Genomic DNA, 21,987 nt, shown 5'->3' on the forward strand with positions numbered 1-21,987 from the left:
AATTTTATTTTTGTTGCCAAGACCTCTTTTTGTTGACGGAACTTCCGTTTTCGTTGCTGCTTTTCTCGTTTTGTTGCCAGAACAGGGACTTTTGTTGCCGGAATTTTATTTTTGTTGCCAAGACCTCTTTTTGTTGACGGAACTTCCGTTTTCGTTGCTGCTTTTCTCGTTTTGTTGCCAGAACAGGGACTTTCGTTGCCTGAATTTTATTTTTGTTGCCAAGACCTTTTTTGTTGCCGGAACTTCCGTTTTCGTTGCCGCTTTTCTCGTTTTGTTGCCGGAACAGGGACTTTCGTTGACGGAATTTTATTTTTGTTGCCTGGACTTTTTTTGTAGTAGAAAACAGTAACTTCGATTTTTTGTTTCCCTACTTCAGGGGTGCCTGAAAATATACTCTTCCTTTCCCTTCACCTGTAAATGGAAGATTAAGCGTGGATAATAATTTGGAGGCGACGTATTTCGAGGAAATATTCAGAAACCAACGAAGTTGTGGATTTGTTATCGTTGGATTGATCAAGAGAAAATAATCTTCAATTGCTTGATAGTGTGCGTCTTTGGATTTGGCTTGACAGGCTTTGCAATACCACTTGCCGGATTTCCGCTCCATCGCGCTAATTTTGCAAATCGGGCATTGGACCCCGGTGATTAACTCAGTCTTATGAATCCCGTATAATTGCTTGATGTCTTCTGATCTAGGCTTGTGTTTTGCAATTAGAAGATTGGTGAGTGTGCGCACCTCATTTGGTTTATATTTTTCTTTCGTGATCTTTTCTTGGATAGTAGCTATCCTGTTTATTAAATGATCAGCATGGCAAACGACTTCCAGAATGTCCGAATTCTCATTATCCGTTTTGATCAGTGTTCTCGAATCATTTATGGCAACTAAATATTCGATAGGTATGGTGGGCAAATGCTGTTCAGCCATCCATTTTTGAAGCTGCATTTTTTGCCTGGCCACTTGCATGACTGGGTTTGGAAATCCTTCTTCTTTGTTGTTCGCAATTCGGATCATTTGATTGAAATGTTTGTCGAAGAATAAAGTGCCATAGAGATTTTTGACTTCGATTATGAGGGCAAATTTTCGGGATAAAAGCAGCGTATCGATTTGAAAATGACCTTGCCCATTTTGTAACCGCAGATCGTGGAAAATGGAGTAATAATTCGGGGCGAGGAATTTTAAATGAAAGTCTACATTTTCTTCGCCCTGAAATCCAACTTTCCGTTTGGACAAATCTTCTTTCACGGCAATTCGTTTCGGATGGTTTTGCAGAAGACGGCGCAGCAATGCTTCATTCACCTGAATTCTTAATGGAATCTCTCTTTTTTGGCAATCAATCTATCACTCCTTTCATGGTTAATTAGATGTTCTGTACAATCATAAAAAATCCTGCATGTATCAACAAATTTCCACAAAAAAGAGCACACCCCAAAGGAATGCACCCTCTTCACTCTTATTGTCCGCTAAACATCGCTTTAATTTTGGCTACGAATCCTTTTGGCTCGTCTTCCAGAGGCTTGAGCGGGATGGATTCCCCGAGAATCCTTCTGGCAATGTCACGATAGGCGATCGATGCGCGGTTATTTGGGTCGAGTGCAATGGGCTCTCCGTGGTTGGATGCCATGATGACTTGGTCATCGTCGACCACGACGCCGATTAAATCAATGGAAAGATGGGCGGTGATTTCGTCAATGTCGAGCATTTCTCCGTTTTTGAGCATGTGGCTGCGGATTCGGTTGATGACTAGTTTAGGCTGCTCTATGTCTTCCTCTTTTTCGAGCAAGCCGATGATCCGATCTGCGTCCCGTACTGCAGATGTTTCAGGAGTAGTCACAACAATCGCTCTGTCAGCTCCTGCGATTGCATTCTTGAAGCCTTGTTCAATTCCGGCAGGGCAGTCAATGAGGATATAATCATAGTCCTGCTTTAATTCCTCGACAAGTTTCTTCATCTGACTGGGATTAACCGCAGATTTATCGCTTGTCTGGGCGGCCGGCAGCAAGTATAGCAAGTCATCGAATCGTTTATCTTTGACAAGAGCCTGATGAATCTTGCATCGCTCCTCTACTACATCCACTAAATCGTAGATAATCCGATTTTCTAGACCCATGACAACATCTAAATTGCGCAGACCGATATCCGTGTCGATTAAGCATACCTTTTTACCAAAAATGGCCAAGGATATTCCCAAGTTGGCAGTAGTAGTTGTCTTGCCCACTCCACCTTTGCCGGAAGTAATAACTATTGCCTCTCCCACAATTAGAGTCCCCCTTCTAATCTATTTAAATCAGGTCTATGTTTCTTCAGAACTCGCAATTTTTCAACGATAACCTGATGGTTTTCATCAATATACGCGCATTCCATGTCATGTCCGTCCTCTGTGTAGCTATCAGGGGCGCGATTGACGATATCGTTGATTCGCAGCTGTGCCGGTTTCATGACAGAAGCTGCAATGACGGCTCCATTGTTTCCACTCACTCCGGCATGGGCGATGCCTTTTAAAACTCCCATGATATAAATATTGCCCCCGGCAACGACGGTACCCCCGGGGTTAACGTCGCCTATCAGTAAAAGATCACCCTCTACCTTAAAAACCTGGCCGGACCGGACAATTGTCACGGCAGTCGTGATTTGGTTTTCTTCCTTCCATTGCTTAGCCGCATCCACGGTCATGACATTGGAAAGGATGTCATCGACAACGAGTTTCTTTTTTTGGCGGATCAAGTCTTTTATCTTTTCTCTTTGTTCCTTTGATAAATATCTGTTGCCAGTATGTACTTTTACTGCGATTAACGGGTCGCTTTCCTGGAATTGATAGTTGGCGGAAAGCTTTTTTTCTAGCTCTTTTAACAACTCTGAAAAGGAACAGGAATCATCGAGATGCAACGTCAGCCCGTCTTTTGTGCCTTTTATCATTACATTTTGTTGACTTCTTTTATTCATGGCGCCAGTTTCACCTCAATGAAAATATAATTCGACATCGCGAAACAAATTTCCTTTTTCTCGTGTAATGAAAAAGAGAAAGAAAAAATCTTTCCATTTAATCGTTGTCCATTTCTATTTCGTATTTCTCTATCAATAATCTTAAAGGGTATGAAATAATGATGACGATACCCAGGTTAAGCAACAATGTGGGCAGGAGTCTTATTTGAGCAAACTCCGGATAGCTCATCTGTGCAAAACCAATCAACACATTCATTTGATAATCAACCACTTCGAGAATACCAACGAAAAAGACCGAAACCATAATCGCGATCAATAAATTCGACTGCAGCACATTCATCGCCTTAGAAATCAAGTATGCCAGCACCGGCAATAAAAATGTATAAATCCCTAATATTTCCGTATAGACGACATCATAACCGATCCCTAAAATAAACCCGTATAAAACACCCGACTTCTTAGAGCCATAAATGGTTAAAAAAGCAATAAACAGCACAATAAAACGGGGAACGAAAATCAGTTCGCTTCCTGAAAAAATATTGGCGAAAATGCTTTCAAAAATAAAAAACAGAAAAGCAATCAAAGGAAGGGCGAAGCGGCTCACTGTCCATCATCCCCCTCCTGCCCCTCAGCAGGCAGTTCTTCTTCAAGCGGATCTTCTTCTAGTTGATCTTCTTCTGCCTGTGGAATAGTACGTTTTACAATGATCACATTTCTAATATCATAGAAATCTGTCGCAGGCTCGATATAAGCGGTTTGATTTAAACCAAATTGATCGGGCTTCACTTCGATGACTTTTCCGACAACAAGGCCTCTTGGGAATACGCCGCCATATCCAGAGGTAATGACGTTGGAATTCTTTTTAATTTTTTTATCATACGGAATACGTTTTAAGAGTAAGTTTTGTGTTTTCTTATCATACCCTTCTATTACTCCGTAGGCATCCTCATCGCCCTGGATGACTGCGGAAACGCGGTTAGTCGGATCAATCGAACTTAACAGCTGAACGGATGACGTGAATTTATTACTGCTTTTTATCTTACCGATTATGCCTTGTGATGTTTCAACAGCCATATTCGGCTCCACTCCGTGCAAAGTTCCCTTATTGATTGTAATCATTTCGTTCCAGCGAGCCGGGTTTCGTCCGATGACAGTAGCTTGAATATGTGTACCTTCCCTAAGATCGTCGTCTTCCTTATCAAGGATTTTTCGCATATCCTCGTTTTCTTTCTTAAGGTCCTGAACCTCTGTCTTTAATTTGACATATTCGTCTAATCGGGATTTCAGCTTTTTATTTTCTTCATGTGTATCTTGAAGATCACTCAGATTTTCAACAAACCCCGTCACTGATGATACGGGCTTATGAAAAGCATTTTGAAACCAGCCGGTTGTATCTTTCAAAAATTGTTCCGGCCAGGATAACTCTTCCCTCTCTCTTAACGAAAACCCGATCAATGCCACGAGCACGATTATACCTACTAGCAATAATATTAATCTTTTATTGAAAAACTGTGGCATGGTTTTCACCTCTATCTATTTCCTGAGTTGGTTCTTAAATGAATTGGACATAGCTATAAACGGGGATACCCCAAAGGAGTCCCCGTTACAAGATTATTTTGTTGCTTTATTCTTGAACAAATGAATATGGTCTAATGCTTTTCCTGTTCCGATCGCAACACAATCGAGCGGGTTTTCCGCAATCAGGACAGGCATATTCGTTTCTTCACTGATGACTTTGTCCAAATTACGCAGCAAAGCACCGCCTCCGGTTAAAACAATGCCACGGTCCATAATATCGGACGCCAGTTCAGGCGGAGTTTTTTCCAAAGTGTTCTTCACGGAATCGATAATCGCAGATACTGTGTCATGAAGCGCTCTTGAAATTTCTTCAGCCGAGACTTCAATCGTTTTTGGAAGTCCTGTAAGCAAGTCACGTCCGCGAATTTCCATACTGCCGATTCCTTCATTGACTCCTGCAGAACCGATTTCAACCTTGATGTTTTCTGCCGTACGGTCACCGATCATCAGGTTATAATTTTTGCGGATATAGCTAATGATGGCATCATCCATTTCATCGCCGGCAATGCGGATGGACTGGCTTGTAACAATACCGCCAAGTGAAATGATGGCCACTTCAGTTGTTCCGCCTCCGATATCAACGACCATGCTTCCTGTAGGTTCCCAAACTGGAAGATCCGCACCAATTGCCGCAGCAAACGGTTCCTCGATCGTGTAAGCATCACGTGCACCCGCCTGTCTTGTCGCGTCAATGACAGCTCGTTCTTCTACAGCAGTGATTCCAGATGGCACGCAGACCATTACATAAGGCTTACGGGCAAAAACGCCTTTGTTCTGGGCTTGCTTCATGTAATATTTCATCATCGTTGCTGTTGTTTCGTAATCAGCAATGACTCCATCTTTCATTGGACGCAATGCAACCACATTTCCCGGTGTACGGCCGATCATATTCTTTGCATCATTCCCGACAGCTACAATGCTTTTAGTATCCGTTTGGAACGCCACTACGGATGGCTCCCTCACAACGATGCCTTTCCCTTTTACATAAACGAGCGTATTTGCTGTCCCTAAGTCAATTCCAATATCTCTAGTGCCAATTCCCAACATTCTGGTATCTCCCTTTCATAACGATTGCTTTTATAGTAAGAATTCAATTTAATATCCAGACATTCTTTCCAGAACAGAAGACTTTAAAAAGATTTCCCCCAAAAATCATAAACATTATTATATCGCATCGTCAAAGTTTTTGGTAGTGTCATAAATAACCTTTTTCCTTTAGACTGACATACTTTTGCTCACCGATGATAACATGGTCGAGCAGGTCTATGCCAATTATTTTACCGCACTCAGCTAGCCTTTTCGTTACTTCGATATCTTCTCTGCTTGGAGTGGGGTCTCCTGAGGGGTGGTTATGAAGACAAATGATAGAGGCCGCCGAACGGCGAAAAGCTTCTTTAAATACCTCGCGAGGATGCACGATAGAGGCATTCAAGCTGCCGATAAAAATAGTTTTCCTATGCAGCACTTGGTTCTTTGTATTTAAATACAAGCAAACAAAATGCTCTTGGGATAAAAACCGCATTTCTTCCATGCAATAGTTTGCACAATCTTGGGGAGAACGAATCACATAGCGATCATTGTAATTTAAACTGCTGACTCTTCTGCCAAGTTCCACGGATGCGAGAATCTGAATCGCCTTGGCTTCTCCGATTCCTTTAATCGCCGTGATTTCTTCAATGGAAGCATCCTTTAACAGCCGTAATCCTTCAAATGTGCTGATTAACCGGTTCGCCAGCTGAATGACTGATTCATCCTTGGTTCCGGTCCTAAGCAGGAGCGCAAGCAGTTCCTGGGTAGAAAGGCTTCTGGCTCCCTCCTGTAAAAATCGTTCCCGGGGTCTTTCTTCTTTCGGAACGTCACGAATTAGCATTGATCCAACATCCTCTCATACTTTTTATATGGAAAGAATGCCGCCTGAAGAGAAACCCTACATCATATGACGCTTTAATTCACGTGATAGCCTGGCTACCGGAAGGCCCATTACCGTATAATAATCACCAGTGATTCCCTTCACAAGAAGTGAACCGTATCCCTGTATACCATAGCTGCCCGCTTTGTCAAATGGTTCTCCAGTTTCGAGATAGGCCTCAATATCCTCGTCAGACAGCTCCCAAAACGTTACATCCGTTTTTTCTGCGAAAACGGTTCTGTCTTTATCACTGATGATTGCCACACCCGTATACACAGAGTGTGTTTTTCCTGAAAGCATTTCCAACGTTTTCTTTGCATCTGCACGGTCAACAGGCTTTCCTAAAATTCCGCCGTCAACCGCAACGACTGTGTCTGAGCCGATGACACAGCTTTCTTTATGTTCAGTTGCGATATTCGTTGCTTTTCTTAATGCCAGATCTTTGACAGCCTCTTCGGCAGTCAAAGCAGGCTCAATGCTTTCATCAACATTTACGTGAATCGTTTGAAAGGGAATTTGGAGAAATTGGAGAAGTTCCTTACGACGCGGTGATGAAGAAGCTAATATCAACCGATACATGAATTCCACCTTACCTCACTAAAAGCCGTTTTGGGAGATACACACTTATAGTAACAAATTACAGAAGAACTAACAATCTTTGACAAGATATTTCTCTATAAAAAAAAGAATCTGTGATATCACATGACTTTTATACCTAAATCATGTATACCACACATTCTTTTTTCGACAATACACGAGTTATTTCCCGGAAAATAAACATCTCCTGACAATCAGTTGCCTCCGATGCTTTGATAGCCCTTCAAGTATAGCAGAAGCTGTTCCTGGGCTAGGACTAACTGCTCAGGATCTTTTGAAGATTTATATTTATTGAGAAGCTCCGCTGCTGAAGAGATATTCTTTTTCATAGTAACAAGTGCTTCTGCTGATACGTTTTCGGAACTGTTGTTAACCGCCTTTACTTGCTTGTTGAGAACCTCTTGGTCCCACGTGGATACGGAACCATTCAAAAGACCAGAGGTAAACTGCGACAATGTGCCGTAGAGCGTGGACATTTCGTTCAGAAGTTCTCTTTCTTTTTCACCACCCTTAATCGCAGTTGAAAACGATACTTCCTTCCAGAAAGCATCGACTTGGTTTTGCTTATGATAAGAAGCGAGTCCCTTACTTTCCTCCAGGCTTCCGGCCGTTCCCACAAATATGTAATACTTCCCGTCCAATGCGAAAATTTCTGCTGGCACGCCTTTTTGTTTAATATTTTTCTGAAGCGCCCGGGCGCTGCTCTCCGTACTGAATACCCCTCCTTGGACCATGTATGTTTTGAGGTTTGTATTTACACTTTCTGCGGATTGCGTTTCCTTAGGAGCAAGGGACGCCGGAGCTTTTTCAGTAGCGGTTGTTCCGTCATCAGTAGTGATCGTTTTTAAGATTATAACGCCAAAGCATGTCCCCAAAAGAATCGCGGAAAGTATGGCAATCAGGCTGAGCCTATTTTTTGTGTTTCCACTGAAATCTATCAGTGCTTTGCTTTTTTTTAACGGAACAGGGTTTATTATTTCGTTTCTTTTTTCATCATCATGATCAGCTAATATCCAATCAAAACTTTCTTCCTCAGCCTTCTCCCTTGTTGCAGCGAGTTGATTCTCCGGATTGAGCCTGTCTTTCTTGTTTTCCTCGAATGTTTTTTCCTGTCCATTGATCTTGATTGTAATACTTTTTCTGTTGCCGGACTTGTCCATCGTACAGGCTCCCTTCGACCTCATTTTCCTCATCCTATCATAGGGGCAAAAAAAAAGAACAAGACTTTTGTCGCCTTGTTCTCAATAGGTTTCGTCAAATTTTTCTAGCGGGAATATTCGTCTTATACCTGAGATTCTAACTTTGACATTGATTTCACTACCTCACATGCTTATATACCAATTGATTAAAGCATCTCCATAAAATAGAGAGACAAAAGCGCCAGCAGCGATGAAAGGCCCAAACGGAATGGCTTGTTTTTTCTTGAATTTGCCCACGGCCAGGCCGAAAATGCCATAAGCAGCTCCTATAAATATCGCTACAACGAGAGACAAAAGCGTCAATTTCAGACCGAGCACTAGACCGATAACAAAAAATAGTTTAGCATCCCCCACACCCATTCCACCCTTGCTTATGATCACGAGCAGGTATAGAAGCGCAAAACCCATTAAAGCGCCGGCGAACATATCCCACCATGGAACCAAGGACACAAATATTCTCTCAAGAAGAATAAGGGGAATAAAAAACAAAAGCACTTTATCTGGGATAACCATGTAGAAGACATCCGATACAAAAATAATCATCAAAAGCGAAATAAGAGTGAGCGCAACTACCAATTCTCCGCCCAGTCCGAACTGATAGCAAGCCACCATGAACAATAATCCGGTCACAAGTTCGACAGCAGGATAAATCATGGAAATCTTTTTGCCGCAGCCTCGGCACTTTCCACGAAGGAAGAGATAAGAAAAAAACGGTATCAAATCCAATTTCCCCAAATTTCTATGGCATGCCGGACAATGTGACCCAGGCCTCACGATCGAGACATTTTCCGGCACCCGCAGACCAACGACATTATAAAAAGACCCCAACACAAGACCTAGTATGAATAAATACAGATAAATAAGAGTCATAGAATAGTAGGTTCCTTTACCGTTTTAATAGACTCATCATACAATATTTTTCTATCAATTTCTATAAAATACCAATTTTTATCCTAATCTACGGAAAAGTAAGCTTTTGTCTTGTCATCCTACATATTCGGCAACTTTATTCCTGCCCGCTTGCTTAGCTCCGGTGTACATGGCCCGGTCTGCGTGGCGAATTAACGTTTGCGCATCTTCTGCGTCATCGGGCGCTGATGCAACACCAATGCTTGCAGTAATAGGAATAAGAATCTTACTGCGGAGTTCATCTAAATCTGAGTGAACGGAAAAGGGCTGGATCTCGATGGATTTCCTGATAAATTCAGCAAAGTCATAAGCTTCCGCCTTATCAACCTTGGACAAGAGAATCACAAACTCTTCCCCTCCATAACGGGCAAGGACTCCTTTATTTGAAATTAATAGCTCTAGGCTCCTGGCCAGCTCGATCAAGATTTCATTTCCTGCCTGATGTCCATATGTATCATTGATCGATTTAAAATGATCGATGTCTAGAAGAATTAATGAAAGATGGCTATATTCCTTATTAAATTCTTCCTCAATCGCTGATTCGAAATATCGATAATTATAGAGATTAGTCAAAGCACAGCGTTCACTTTGTTTTTTTGTTTCTTCTACATGACGGGCATTTTCTATCGCCACCCCTAAATAGGAACACAAAATATTCATAATCATCAATTGATATTGCTCATATGCCCGTTTTTTTTCTGACGCCAGGATTAATACACCTACGACGAGGGAATTACGGACAATCGGGACAGCCAGGACACTTTGTGTTGTTTTGGGCAGGAAACCTCCTCTATCAAGATGTTTCCATTCTTTCTTGGAGTTATAGATAATTCCCTGTTTGGTTATCCGCACAAACCCGCATATTCCTGCATTAATTGGAAACGGCTGTATTTCTTTTTCCTTTTCGATCCCTTGCTCAGCATAACGAAGGAGATGAATTTTATTCTCCTTATTAAAAACATCGAAAATGTATGTTTGTTCTGAGGGGAGGATCGCTGAAATCTTCTCGACAAAAAGATGAAGAACTTCCTCAACCTGCAGCCTTTGGGTAAGCTGATGTCCAATTTCACTGGCTTTTCTTAGTCTCCTGTTGATTTCCTGCGAAGAGTTATAGAGTCTCATGACGAAAGCGATGCCTATTAAAGGAACCCCGCCAAACAAGATCGCAAGGTACCCCAGTTGCTGGTACAAATCAAATAAAATAATGCCGATAGGAAGTACGATTAAAGAAGAAGCCAAATCCCATATGGCATCTTTGGTAAAGAATTGAGGTTTCTGATTTATTAAAAAATATCTAGCTGTTAACACAAAGATAGTATTCAAGATATAATAAGAGAAGAGATAGACGATAATCATCCATAGATTGGCCGGCTGAACTACAGTACTATAGTCATGTGTTCCACCGATTGCATAGTAAATGAGACCACTTACCAGGCAAACCAAGAAAAAAATCAGCGAATTAAGCGGCAGACGGTAAATTTCATCCCGTCTAAGTCTCAGCATCAGCAGCATGAAGATGAAGGAAATTTGAGTCAGTACCATTTCAACGGACAAGCCATATATGAGGAGACCGCAAGTGACACTCCCTGCACAGCTGAGATCGGCGTATTATTAATGATCATTGGAATTAACGCCAGGGTGCACATTAAAACAAGGAAGGCGAAAATGTCCCATTCATCACCGTTGATGTGTGGAGGATCATAATGAAAAGTCAGCATGATCCCCCCAGGAACAATCAATAGCCATAATAGCCAAACTCCTATCCGTTTATGCTTTTTGACCTCCATTACATTCCCCCTCTCCAACTTATTTCCTATATCATATAAATAAATCTAGTAAAAAAGTCTGCATTCGAGATAATTTTAGCAAATATTCTCAAATTTGTCACACTGAATGCTTAAGTTTATTTTAATATTTTTTATTCAAATATGGCCTTACCAACGATAGAAAATAAAGTGAACCAGTTATGATCAAGACTTCATTATCCGTAGCATTTCCCAAAGAATCATCAATTGCCTTTTGCCAATCCTTCGTCACCCTTATATTTTCCGTCTTGCTGCATTCATAGAGCAACTCCGCAGCGGCGGCACGTTCGTGCGGAAATTCGGTAAAAATAATACTGTGAGCCTTTTGGTCGAGAGTGGATATCATTTCCTGATAGTTTTTATCTTTTAGCGCAGCGAAAATAAAACGGTATGTTTTACCCGGAAAGGAATGTTGAAGTGTTTCTATTAATGCCGATATGCCAGCGGGATTGTGTGCGCCATCCAATAAAATGAATGGCTGCTGCTTTGAGACCAGCTCTAAACGGGCACCCCACACTGCATGACGCAATCCATGTCGGATGCTTTCTTCATGGATTGAATACTCCTGTCGTTCATTTATTAGCAAGATCGCCGTTACAGCGAGGGATGCGTTTTCTGCTTGGTGCTTGCCCAACATCGAAAGCTCGATTTCATCAAGCTTGTATGTTCCTGAGCGGTAGGAAAATTTCTGCATGCTTCCTTCACTGCTTAGATTTTCTATGAAAAAATCCTTATTCAACTGATAGAGTTTGGCATTTTCAGCCGCAGCCTTATCCTGTATGGCTTGTTCTGCTGCGCCGCTTATCACCGGTACCCCCCTTTTGATGATTCCCGCCTTTTCTCTCGCTATCGCATCGATTGAATGGCCAAGAATATCCGTATGCTCTAAAGAGATCGAAGTAATGATCGATAGCACTGGAGTCACCACATTGGTTGAATCGAGCCTGCCTCCAAGTCCTGTTTCAAGCAAAACAATATCAGCTTCTTTTTGTTTAAAATATAAAAAAGCCATCGCCGTAAGTATTTCGAAGTGAGTCGGACCATTTCCCGACCTATCCATTACTTTAACCGCTTTATGTACTTGATTAAAAAGTGAAATGAATTCCCGGTCACTGATTATCGATTGGTTGACCGCAAGCTGTTCATTTACCGATTCTAAGTACGGAGAAGTGAACGCCCCGGTACGTATTCCTTCCGCTTGCAGAATTTCCTTCAGATAATTCAAGGTCGAACCTTTTCCGTTCGTGCCTGCGATATGTATGAATTTCATATGGTGGTGCGGATTGTCCAAGCAGGTGAGAAGCGTTTCCATTCGCGTAAGTCCGAAATCCATTCCCAATTGAAGCTGCCTGTTCTGCATGTACTCATTTATTTCAGCCATCGTCTCTTTTTTCATATAAATGCCCCCAAACAACTTACTTTGTTTCGAAATATCCTATACAATTATATCATCTATATGTACCCTATTTACCTAACAGAGGAAGTGTTCCAGTATGAGTGGTTGTTGGATCGTCGTCAACGGCTATTTGCAACAAAAAAAATTCTCCGATCTGGCGATTTTTATGAAAGATGCCGCAGAGAGAAAAAACGTTTCGACCAGCATCGTCCGCCATACGGAATTAATCGCTGTGCTTGATAATGGAATACCAAGATTAAAAGGAAGCTTCTCCGATTCGCTTCCTGATTTTATCATGTTCATGGATAAGGATATTCAATTGGCGCGTCACTTGGAGATGATGGGCATTCCTGTCTATAACGGTAGTGCTTCTATCGAAATCTGTGACAGCAAGGCCAAAACACATCAAGCTCTCGCTAACCACGGGATTCCAATGCCGAGAACCGTATTCCCGCCTTTTACATACGAAGGCATCAAGCGGGAGGACTTTCAGGCATTTAAGAATATCGGAAAATACCTCGGGTATCCGTTGGTCATTAAAGAAGCATATGGCTCCTTCGGTGAGCAGGTTTATCTTGCTCGGAACGAAACCGAATTAATAGAATTGGTAAAAAGGATCGCCCATAAACCGTTTATCCTGCAGGAGTTTGTGAAAAGCAGCAAGGGCAAGGATATCCGTCTCAATGTGGTTGGGGGTAAGGTTGTTGCTTCGATGCTCCGAACCTCTGAAACTGATTTTCGCGCAAACGTAACGAATGGAGGAAAAATGCTAGCGTATACCCCGACTCCTGAAGAAATCGAACTCGCCGTTACATGTGCGGACATCCTTGGAGTCGATTTTGCGGGAATCGATTTATTGTTTGGAGAGAACGGTCCATTGCTTTGTGAAGTTAATTCGAATTCGCATTTGTTAAATATCTATGAATGTACGGGTGTTAACGTTGCCGATTATATGATCGATTACATCTTGCAAAAAGAGGCGGTGAAACGAAATGAATGAGAGTGGCTGGCTGATATATTCTTCTGAAGACGCTGCACGGAATCAATCTTATATCCAATGGATGATTGAGGAGGCAAAGCAGTTAGATATGAACTTGATACTCTGTTTCCGTGAAGACTTTGCTCTCGGACATTGTGATTCGAAACTGGCGATTTTTCATCAAGGAAAAACGGTGGATTTGCCTTCCTTCGCCATCGTCCGGACGATCGATCCCCTATTCACCAGACAACTGGAGTTGCTCGGGATAAAATGCTTTAATACGTCATTAGTTTCCGAAATATGTAACAACAAAGCAAAAACCCATCAATATATGGCGACGCTTGGCATTCCAATGACCGATACCCTTTACTGCCCGGGAAATACCTTTACCTATAATGATGTTCCATTGCAGTATCCTTACATCGCGAAGGAAGTCTCTGCTCGTGGCGGAAAACAGGTATTTCTCATTGAAAACGAAGCGGATGAAGGCGTATTAAAAGGGACGCCAGGTCAATGGATCATTCAAAAACCTGCCGTGCTTGGGAAAGATGTCCGGGTTTTTGTTGTTGGCAAAAAAATAATCGCTGCGGTTTTAAGACAGTCACAAACAGATTTCAAAGCAAACTTCACCCTCGGAGGCAGCGCTTCGCTGTATAAGCTATCAGATCAGGAAAAAGACCTGATTGAAAAGATTATCAACACTATTGATTTTGGCATGGTTGGCATTGATTTTGTATTTTCAGAGGAAGGCAGCTTTTGGTTAAACGAAATCGAGGATATCGTCGGAAGCAGGACGTTGAGTGCTCTATCAAAGATAAATATCGTCCGGGAATATATGTTACATATCAAAAAAGAAATGACGATGGAGCGGAATCGCTCGTGAATTTTGGAGATCGCTCGTATATTCTGGTAATCGCTCGTAAATCCCGGTTACCGCTCGTATATTCTGATTACCGCTCGTATATTCTGATCACCGCTCGTATATTCTGATCACCGCTCATAAATCAAAAAAGAGCTCCGCTCATTACCCAAACCGATTAAAATCCATCTAAAAAAGGATGAACCGCAAACCGGTTCATCCTTTCTCTATTACATCTGCTTCAATTCACTGATTCTGCGGATTACGGCATCACGTTTTTCGCTGTAATCCTTTTCTTTTGCACGTTCTTCTTCAATCACATTGGCAGGAGCTTTTTTTACAAAGCCTTCGTTGCCTAGTTTTTTCTGAACGCGATCTACTTCTTTGTTCAGTTTATCGAGTTCTTTTTCGAGACGGTTGATTTCTTCATCGATATTGATTAAGCCCTGGAGCGGAAGAATCAGCTCGACCCCGGTTACGACAGCTGTCATGGCCTGTCCCGGCTCTTCGACTTCTATACCGATTGTTAATTCTTCTGGATTACAGAAGCGCTCGATATAGGCGCTGTTTTTATTTAACTTGTTTAATGTCGCTTCGTCCTTCGCTTTCAAAATCAGCTTAATCTTTTTGCTCATCGGCGTGTTTACTTCTGCACGAATATTTCGTACAGAGCGGATAATCTCCACAAGCAGCTTCATTTCTTCTGCTGCTTCTGTATCTGTAAGTTCGGCGTTAACGGCCGGCCAAGCAGCTGTCGTAATTGATTCACCATCATGCGGCAGGTTCTGCCAAATTTCCTCGGTAATAAACGGCATGAATGGGTGAAGCAATCTCATCGTGTTATCTAAGACATAAGCCAGAATGGAGCGGGTTGTTTTCTTGGCGGCTTCCTCCTCTCCGTAGAGCGGAAGCTTCGCCATTTCAATATACCAGTCACAGAAGTCATCCCAGATAAAGTTATAAAGCACACGGCCGACTTCTCCAAATTCATACTTATCGGCAAGTCTTGTTACTGTTTCAATGGTTTCGTTTAAGCGAGTCAAAATCCATTTATCTGCAACTGATTTCTCACCAGATAAATCAATTTCTTCATACTTGAGTCCTTCCATGTTCATTAAAGCGAAACGGGAGGCATTCCAAATCTTGTTGGCAAAGTTCCAGACAGCTTCCACTTTATCCGTACTATAGCGCAAATCCTGTCCCGGTGAGCTTCCGGTCGATAAGAAATACCTTAAGGAGTCGGCACCGTATTGATCGATCACTTCCATTGGGTCGACGCCGTTGCCAAGGGATTTACTCATCTTACGTCCCTGTTCGTCACGGACAAGCCCGTGTATCAACACATCTTTGAATGGCCGTTCACCAGTGAATTCAAGTCCTTGGAAAATCATCCGGGATACCCAGAAAAAGATGATATCATATCCGGTTACAAGGGCTGCAGTCGGATAGTATCGATTGTAATCGGTTGATTCCGTATCAGGCCAGCCCATTGTCGAGAAAGGCCATAGCGCCGAACTGAACCATGTATCCAAAACATCGTTGTCCTGTTCCCAGTTTTCAATGTCTGCAGGCGCTTCCTCACCAACAAATATTTCACCTGTTTCTTTATGGTACCAAGCAGGAATCCGGTGGCCCCACCATAGCTGGCGGGAGATACACCAATCACGGATGTTTTCCATCCAGTGCAAATAGGTTTTCTCGAAACGATCGGGTATGAAATGAACCTTTTCGCTATCTGATTTTTGTTGAAGCGCAACAGCTTCATCGGCCAAAGGCTGCATTTTGACGAACCATTGCGTTGAAAGATAGGGCTCTACAACCGCCCCGCTTCTCTCTGAATGGCCAACGGAGTGAAGATGGTCTTCAATCTTAAAGAGGACGCCTTCCTCCTGCAGGTCTTTGACGATTTGCTTGCGGCATTCGAACCGGTCCATGCCATCGTATTTTCCTGCTCTGCCGTTCATGGTCCCGTCTTCATTCATGACAAGGATTCTCTCGAGGTTATGGCGGTTGCCGATTTCAAAATCGTTAGGGTCATGAGCCGGGGTGATTTTTACCGCTCCTGAACCGAATTCCATATCGACATAATCGTCTCCAACGATTGGAATTTCTCTTCCCGTTATCGGCAGGATGACGTTTTTCCCAATCAGATGCTTGTAGCGATCATCCTCAGGATGGACAGCAACGGCTGTATCGCCAAGCATCGTTTCCGGACGGGTCGTCGCGATCTCAATATGTCCGGATCCATCTGCAAGCGGATATTTCATATGATAGAAGGCTCCCTGTACATCTTTGTAGATGACCTCAATATCAGACAGAGCCGTTTTCGTGGAAGGATCCCAGTTGATGATGTATTCGCCACGGTAGATCAAGCCTTTGTTATAAAGAGATACAAAAACCTCGCGAACCGCTTTTGAAAGTCCTTCATCGAGCGTGAACCGTTCTCTTGAATAATCTAGCCCTAGCCCGAGCTTTGACCATTGTTCACGGATATGGTTTGCATATTCCTCTTTCCATTTCCATGTTTCTTCAAGAAATTTCTCACGGCCTAAGTCATAGCGGCTTTTCCCTCCGCTGCGCAGCTTTTCTTCCACCTTGGCCTGTGTTGCAATCCCGGCATGGTCCATTCCTGGAAGCCATAATACATCGTACCCCTGCATTCGCTTCATCCGGGTTAAAATATCCTGCAACGTCGTATCCCAGGCATGGCCCAAATGCAGCTTCCCGGTTACGTTTGGAGGAGGAATCACAATTGTATACGGCTGCTTTTTCTTATCGCTTTTCGCTTCAAAAAATTTCCCATCCAGCCACCACTTATAACGGCCTTTTTCAATGGTTTGCGGGTCATATTTAGTCGGCATTTGTTCTTTCTCTTCCATACTTTTTCCTCCTATATCAGTCTGACGAAAATAAAAAAACTTCCTGATCCATAAAAGGACGAAGGAAGTTGTTCGCGGTGCCACCTTTTTTCCGAATCAGAATCAAAACACGATTCTTGCCCGGCTCTCAAATGAAATAACGGCTCTTTACCGGTTCCTGCTACTTATCATTCACAGAAACAACTCACAGGCGACTTCTGATGGTACCGGCTTAGAAACCTCGCAGCTAATGGTTTCCTCTCTAAAAAGCGGTATAAACACCTTACTATTCCTGTTCATAGTCTTTATCTATTCATTTCTTCAGTTCAATTTATATAGTACAGAATAACTTGTTGTATAGTCAATAATCTTTTCCATTTTTCTAATATTCTATACAGAGGTCTTTCGGTCTGTAATAGGCAAAAGGCACATTTTTCATCCAGCGTACATAAGATGCTACTACAGTTTATTAAGTTAAGAAGGATGGATGTACAAATGAAACGAAGATACTCTCCGTACGCTTTGCCCCCATGGCTCAGGACCACACGCCGCGTTTGTGCCCAATTCATCATCCCTATTACGGTATTCCAGGGAATCCGAACCTTATTGCTTCCGACAGCCATCGATATCCTGCTGCTCGCTATCTTAATTGTTATTGCTGTTGCCTTTCATCTTCAACTCATATAATTTCTTAGTCCGGCGTCTGTTCAGCTTGAGCAGTCGCTTTTTTCCGTTGTTCGATTTCTTCAATTTTCATAACAATATACTCAGTATTCTTTAAAAGCCAATATTGCCGCTGTAGCTGGCTGACATAATATAATTCTGTTTTGTCTCCTTTTTTATCAAAGTAATTCCTTACGCTTTGGATGGATGACCCCGGATAAGCTAAATAGCTTTGGAACAATAACATTTCTTCTTCTTTCATCGGAAAATATTTAAGATAATTGTAAATCCAATTGACGCCATCCTCATACTCGGTCGGATAAGTCCTTGCCGATGAAACCAAAAAAGGTAGTAAATCAAAATGAGGCGGAGCTATCTTGGAATTTTCAAAATTTATAAAATGGCCGTAGCCTCTGTCATCATAAATAAAATGTTGAATAGCGAGCTTGCCGTGGGTAACGACGCTTCTGACTTTTTCATCATTCTTTGTCTTCTCAAACCACTCTCCCAGCTTTCTTTCTGCATAGTTCAAGGCCTGTAAAATGTCTGAGAAGTACATACAGAACAAAAGCTCGAATGGGGACATATACCACTTCTTCTCACTGTTGCGGACGAATTCTTCAATAAAATCCCGCTGCTTCTTCCAATGCACACCCGTCCGTTCGAAATGCCCTTCTCTTTCTTCTTGACTCACCGGCACCTCTTTTACGGAAAGAGTATGCATTCTCGCAAGCTCCCTGAATAATTGCATATGACGTTGGTCTCGCTCATCTGTTTCTTGATTCAGCAGCCATGGCATCAAATAATACAATCTTCCTTTTTCAAGAATCGCGTATCTGCCGTCCATCGCCGGGTAAATCGGGACAATCCGGTTGAAGCCCCGCTGATATAGGTGCTGAATATTCTTGATAAAATCGATTCCTGCATGTGGAGAAATCTCCTTCAAGGCAAAAACGCCATTATCGCTATACACCTTTTTAACTTTGCCGAAGTTCTCCACGTAGTTCACCTTCAACGCATAATGACGTAAAATGGCTTCCGTTTCATTGATTCGATTCTCGTTTTTATTCACGAGATTCACTCGCCTTCATGATGAAATAAAAGCGCAAGCGCCCTGGTCAGCCTCGACAGGCATAAGACGCACTGCGCAGGAAATCCTGATTCTGAAACAGGGTGGCTTAGCTAGATATCTGTCAAAGTCAAGAAAGTTAACGTTAATTGAATTAAAAAACAGCAGAGCAGAGCGCGTCGTCTCTGCTCTTTGGCCTACACTTTAGCTTTCGCTGTCTTTGGGATATAAAGCACTTGGCCTTCATAAACATCATGACCTGGATCAAGAGAATTCCTGCTTTGAATCGATTGGACGCTGATATCATAACGATCCGCCAAGGTGGAAAGTGTATCTCCTTGCTGGACAATGCACACTTTTACCTTTGTTAATTCCTCTTCCTGCTTGCGGCCAAAGAAATCCATAAGTGAAACCTGTTCAGCATCCTTTTCATGCTTTCTTTCCTTTTCCTCATTTTCGGAAGCAGCAGATTTATCTTTTTTTCTTGCAAGATTTAAAATGGGTGCATAATCATTGTGTTCTTGCACTTCAGCGTTCTGTTCCTGTTCTATATGAGAATAACGTTCCTGTTCTGCCTCGACATCTTCTTCGCTTTCTTGTTCGATATCGGTCATAGGATGCAGAGTTTCGGGTTCTCTATTCTCTTTTTCACTTTCTTCCTGCAGTGGTTCTACCGGAATTTCAAATATAGGAACGCTTTGTGCAACTGGTTCTATATCTTCCACTCTTTCATCTTCCGGGAGTTTCTTTGCTTCTGCAAAAAACGGTGCATACAGATCCTCATCATTGGTTTCTCTAACTGGTTGCTCAGCTGGATAATCTTCTTCTTCCTCCATACTTGAGTCTCTGACCTGCTCTTCAAATGCTTCTTCATTGATATAGGGAATCGGGCCGCTATCCTCTTTTTCGTGGACGATACGGGGGGACCCCATGTGTTCATCCTCATTTTCCTGAGGGACCGGATATACTCTAAAGTGCACTTCTTCAGGTTTTTCTTCTGATATTTCATATTCATGTTCCCGGGCAATCTCTTCCTCTTTTTCTGTTATATCCGTTTGCTGCTCCTTGTAGATGCCGGTGATTAGCAAATCAGCCTGAAGCTTCAGGCAATTTTTTTCCGGCAATGTATAATCGAAGGTTTGGATCTCTACATCGACATCATCAATCGAATGGATTCTATTATAGGGAATGGTGATATCCACCGGAAAGCAGTGGGTAAAAACATTAACGTCATTTTCCCCTCTGTTTACTTCCTGGATTGTCTTTGGATGATAGTTTTGGATGTAATTTTTAGGCTCTGATTCTCCAGAGCGCTGTTCCTCTTTGTATTCCCCGCTTAAATCAAGTGTCCCTTTAATCACGACATATTGATCTCTTTCCTGGATTGTAATGTTTGGGTCCAGCGAAATCGAATAAAGCTCAGCAACTTCCTGTCCCTTCTGAAACCAAACGGCTTCTTCTAATGAAAATCGTAAATACGATTGATTTTCTTTCGACAAAAACAACTCCTCCTCTCATCCTTAGAGAAACAATGACTATGCCATTAACAATCTATGAAGCAATAAATTTATTTATGACATCTATGAGAATAAGGATAAGCAGAGGAGCGAATCGACATCTTGAGTTTCGCTTAAATGGCTGGGTGGTTTGCTTAAATCGCCCCCGTTTCCGCTTAAATGGTGGTGATTTTCGCTAAAATCACCAATATTTCCACTAAAATCAATAGTTATGCCGACTCTATATAAAAGGCCCTTCCTTTATCACCGACTCGATAAAAGAAAGACCCTTACATTCCGTTATTTTTTCAGCTTAGAGAATGCCTTTTCAGCAGCAGTAATTGTTTTTTCAATATCCTCATCCGAATGTGCGGTGGACAGAAATAGCCCCTCGAATTGAGACGGAGGCAAATACACTCCTTGTTCCGCCATTTCACGATAATAGGTGCCGAAGAAGTTCAGATCCGAAGTTTTTGCCATTTCGTAATTGATGACATTTTCATTCGTAAAGAACAAACCAATCATCGAACCGGCACGGTTAAACGTGTGCGGGATATCATATTTCTTCGCCGCGGCACCAATGCCTTCTTCAAGCATATCGCCTTTTCGCTTGAATTCCTCATACACTTCCGGTGTTAATTGACTAAGCGTTTCATATCCGGCAGTCATCGCCAACGGATTTCCCGATAAGGTTCCCGCTTGGTAAATCGAACCGCTTGGAGCGATTTGTTCCATGATTTCTTTCTTACCGCCGAAAGCCCCTACCGGGAGACCACCGCCGATTACTTTGCCAAGACAAGTAATATCGGGATCGACGCCAAAGTAGCCTTGCGCGCAGTTATAGCCGACACGGAAACCAGTCATGACCTCATCAAATATGAGCAGCGAGCCATTATTTTTCGTGATTTCACGGAGTCCTTCCAGGAATCCCGGCTGTGGCGGTACAACGCCCATGTTGCCTGCAACTGGTTCAACAATAATACCGGCGATGTCATCACCGTATTGTTCGAAAGCAACTCTCACGCTTTCCAGGTCATTGTAAGGAACAGTAATCGTGTTCTTCGCTGTCCCCTCAGGCACCCCAGGGCTGTCCGGCAAACCGAGTGTAGCGACACCGGAACCAGCTTTGATCAGAAGCGAATCGCCATGGCCATGATAGCAGCCTTCAAATTTAAGGATCTTATTGCGTCCTGTGTAGCCGCGGGCCAAACGAAGGGCGCTCATTGTCGCCTCCGTGCCTGAGGATACCATCCGAATCATTTCAACGGAAGGCACTCTGTCGATGACCAGCTGTGCCAATTTATTTTCAATCAAAGTGGAAGCCCCAAAGCTTGTCCCCGTTTCAGCCACCTTTTTCAACGCTTCTACGACTCTGTCATTTGTATGCCCTAAAATCAACGGGCCCCAAGACAGGACATAATCGATATATTCATTTCCGTCAATGTCATATATTTTCGATCCCTTGCCCCGTTCCATAAAAATCGGGTCCATATCGACTGATTTAAACGCGCGTACCGGACTGTTTACACCCCCGGGCATCAAGTTCACAGCTTCTGCAAAAGCCTGCTTCGATTTTTCGTAAGAACGCATACATTCATCTCCTCGACTATTTCTCTTCGTTTATCCCGCTTTAACGGGCAGTAAGACCCCCACTTCAAGACTTGGATGAAAAACAAGGATAAGTGGGGGAATAACTGCCCGTAAAAGTCCGATTGGTTCAACTAACCAT

At 42.6% G+C, this 21,987-nt stretch carries 21 protein-coding genes and 1 other annotated feature; of the genes, 4 read left to right on the forward strand and 17 right to left on the reverse strand.

The window, feature by feature from the left end:
- Window positions 1-349 (forward strand): hypothetical protein (locus D0463_RS19455; RefSeq protein ID WP_160118433.1); only part of this gene is annotated, 349 nt, incomplete at its 5' end.
- Between the two features lie 18 nt (window positions 350-367).
- Here D0463_RS19455 and D0463_RS13120 read toward each other — a convergent pair.
- The 13 genes from D0463_RS13120 to D0463_RS13175 form a co-directional block, all read right to left on the reverse strand.
- Window positions 368-1,285 (reverse strand): nuclease-related domain-containing protein, encoded by a 918-nt coding sequence (locus D0463_RS13120; RefSeq protein ID WP_254052799.1) that lies wholly within the window; start codon window positions 1,283-1,285, stop codon window positions 368-370.
- A gap of 166 nt (window positions 1,286-1,451) precedes the next feature.
- On the reverse strand, window positions 1,452-2,255 hold the full coding sequence (minD, locus tag D0463_RS13125) for a septum site-determining protein MinD (protein WP_117307847.1): 804 nt from the start codon (window positions 2,253-2,255) through the stop codon (window positions 1,452-1,454).
- A 2-nt stretch (window positions 2,256-2,257) separates the two neighbouring features.
- Window positions 2,258-2,941 carry a septum site-determining protein MinC gene (gene minC / locus D0463_RS13130; RefSeq protein ID WP_117307848.1) on the reverse strand — a complete coding sequence of 228 codons (684 nt, stop codon included), beginning with the start codon at window positions 2,939-2,941 and terminating at the stop codon, window positions 2,258-2,260.
- A gap of 97 nt (window positions 2,942-3,038) precedes the next feature.
- Window positions 3,039-3,545 (reverse strand): rod shape-determining protein MreD, encoded by a 507-nt coding sequence (mreD, locus tag D0463_RS13135; RefSeq protein WP_117307849.1) that lies wholly within the window; start codon window positions 3,543-3,545, stop codon window positions 3,039-3,041.
- On the reverse strand, window positions 3,542-4,459 hold the full coding sequence (gene mreC, locus D0463_RS13140; protein ID WP_117307850.1) for a rod shape-determining protein MreC: 918 nt from the start codon (window positions 4,457-4,459) through the stop codon (window positions 3,542-3,544). The genes mreD and mreC overlap by 4 nt, the downstream gene beginning before the upstream one ends.
- A gap of 93 nt (window positions 4,460-4,552) precedes the next feature.
- Window positions 4,553-5,566 (reverse strand): rod shape-determining protein, encoded by a 1,014-nt coding sequence (locus D0463_RS13145; protein ID WP_117307851.1) that lies wholly within the window; start codon window positions 5,564-5,566, stop codon window positions 4,553-4,555.
- Window positions 5,567-5,714: 148 nt separating this feature from the next.
- Window positions 5,715-6,389, reverse strand: coding sequence for a RadC family protein (radC, locus tag D0463_RS13150; protein WP_117307852.1), 675 nt, complete (start codon window positions 6,387-6,389; stop codon window positions 5,715-5,717).
- 57 nt (window positions 6,390-6,446) lie between these two features.
- Entirely contained in the window at window positions 6,447-7,007 is a 561-nt protein-coding gene (locus tag D0463_RS13155) for a Maf family protein (RefSeq protein WP_117307853.1), read from the reverse strand.
- A gap of 212 nt (window positions 7,008-7,219) precedes the next feature.
- Entirely contained in the window at window positions 7,220-8,185 is a 966-nt protein-coding gene (locus D0463_RS13160; RefSeq protein ID WP_160118434.1) for an SPOR domain-containing protein, read from the reverse strand.
- Window positions 8,186-8,347: 162 nt separating this feature from the next.
- Window positions 8,348-9,094, reverse strand: a complete 747-nt coding sequence (locus tag D0463_RS13165; RefSeq protein WP_117307855.1) for a prepilin peptidase — start codon at window positions 9,092-9,094, stop codon at window positions 8,348-8,350.
- 114 nt (window positions 9,095-9,208) lie between these two features.
- Window positions 9,209-10,675 carry a sensor domain-containing diguanylate cyclase gene (locus tag D0463_RS13170; protein WP_254052800.1) on the reverse strand — a complete coding sequence of 489 codons (1,467 nt, stop codon included), beginning with the start codon at window positions 10,673-10,675 and terminating at the stop codon, window positions 9,209-9,211.
- Window positions 10,666-10,920: a hypothetical protein gene (locus D0463_RS19925; protein ID WP_254052801.1), complete on the reverse strand. Its 255-nt coding sequence runs from the start codon at window positions 10,918-10,920 to the stop codon at window positions 10,666-10,668. The genes D0463_RS13170 and D0463_RS19925 overlap by 10 nt, the downstream gene beginning before the upstream one ends.
- Before the next feature lie 121 nt (window positions 10,921-11,041).
- On the reverse strand, window positions 11,042-12,334 hold the full coding sequence (locus D0463_RS13175) for a bifunctional folylpolyglutamate synthase/dihydrofolate synthase (RefSeq protein WP_117307856.1): 1,293 nt from the start codon (window positions 12,332-12,334) through the stop codon (window positions 11,042-11,044).
- Window positions 12,335-12,431: 97 nt separating this feature from the next.
- On the opposite strand from D0463_RS13175, the gene D0463_RS13180 reads away from it, so the two are divergent.
- Entirely contained in the window at window positions 12,432-13,334 is a 903-nt protein-coding gene (locus D0463_RS13180) for an ATP-grasp domain-containing protein (protein WP_117307857.1), read from the forward strand.
- Complete coding sequence (locus D0463_RS13185) at window positions 13,327-14,196, forward strand: ATP-grasp domain-containing protein (RefSeq protein WP_117307858.1); 870 nt, start codon at window positions 13,327-13,329, stop codon at window positions 14,194-14,196. The genes D0463_RS13180 and D0463_RS13185 overlap by 8 nt, the downstream gene beginning before the upstream one ends.
- Before the next feature lie 206 nt (window positions 14,197-14,402).
- On the opposite strand, the gene D0463_RS13190 is transcribed toward D0463_RS13185, so the two are convergent.
- Window positions 14,403-17,051, reverse strand: a complete 2,649-nt coding sequence (locus tag D0463_RS13190; RefSeq protein ID WP_117307859.1) for a valine--tRNA ligase — start codon at window positions 17,049-17,051, stop codon at window positions 14,403-14,405.
- Between the two features lie 51 nt (window positions 17,052-17,102).
- Window positions 17,103-17,339 (reverse strand) — a binding site (T-box leader).
- Between the two features lie 186 nt (window positions 17,340-17,525).
- On the opposite strand from D0463_RS13190, the gene D0463_RS13195 reads away from it, so the two are divergent.
- Window positions 17,526-17,717, forward strand: coding sequence for a hypothetical protein (locus tag D0463_RS13195; RefSeq protein WP_117307860.1), 192 nt, complete (start codon window positions 17,526-17,528; stop codon window positions 17,715-17,717).
- Window positions 17,718-17,721: 4 nt separating this feature from the next.
- Here D0463_RS13195 and ysxE read toward each other — a convergent pair whose 3' ends face one another.
- The 3 genes from ysxE to hemL form a co-directional block, all read right to left on the reverse strand.
- Window positions 17,722-18,765: a spore coat protein YsxE gene (ysxE, locus tag D0463_RS13200; RefSeq protein ID WP_117307861.1), complete on the reverse strand. Its 1,044-nt coding sequence runs from the start codon at window positions 18,763-18,765 to the stop codon at window positions 17,722-17,724.
- Window positions 18,766-18,959: 194 nt separating this feature from the next.
- Window positions 18,960-20,261: a stage VI sporulation protein D gene (spoVID, locus tag D0463_RS13205; RefSeq protein WP_160118435.1), complete on the reverse strand. Its 1,302-nt coding sequence runs from the start codon at window positions 20,259-20,261 to the stop codon at window positions 18,960-18,962.
- 297 nt (window positions 20,262-20,558) lie between these two features.
- The gene (hemL, locus tag D0463_RS13210) at window positions 20,559-21,848 is read right to left on the reverse strand and encodes a glutamate-1-semialdehyde 2,1-aminomutase (protein ID WP_117307863.1); all 1,290 of its coding nucleotides are present in this window, start codon (window positions 21,846-21,848) and stop codon (window positions 20,559-20,561) included.
- Between the last annotated feature and the right edge of the window lie 139 nt (window positions 21,849-21,987).

This window comes from Bacillus sp. V59.32b, assembly GCF_003429085.1.
Lineage (GTDB): Bacteria > Bacillota > Bacilli > Bacillales > DSM-1321 > Peribacillus.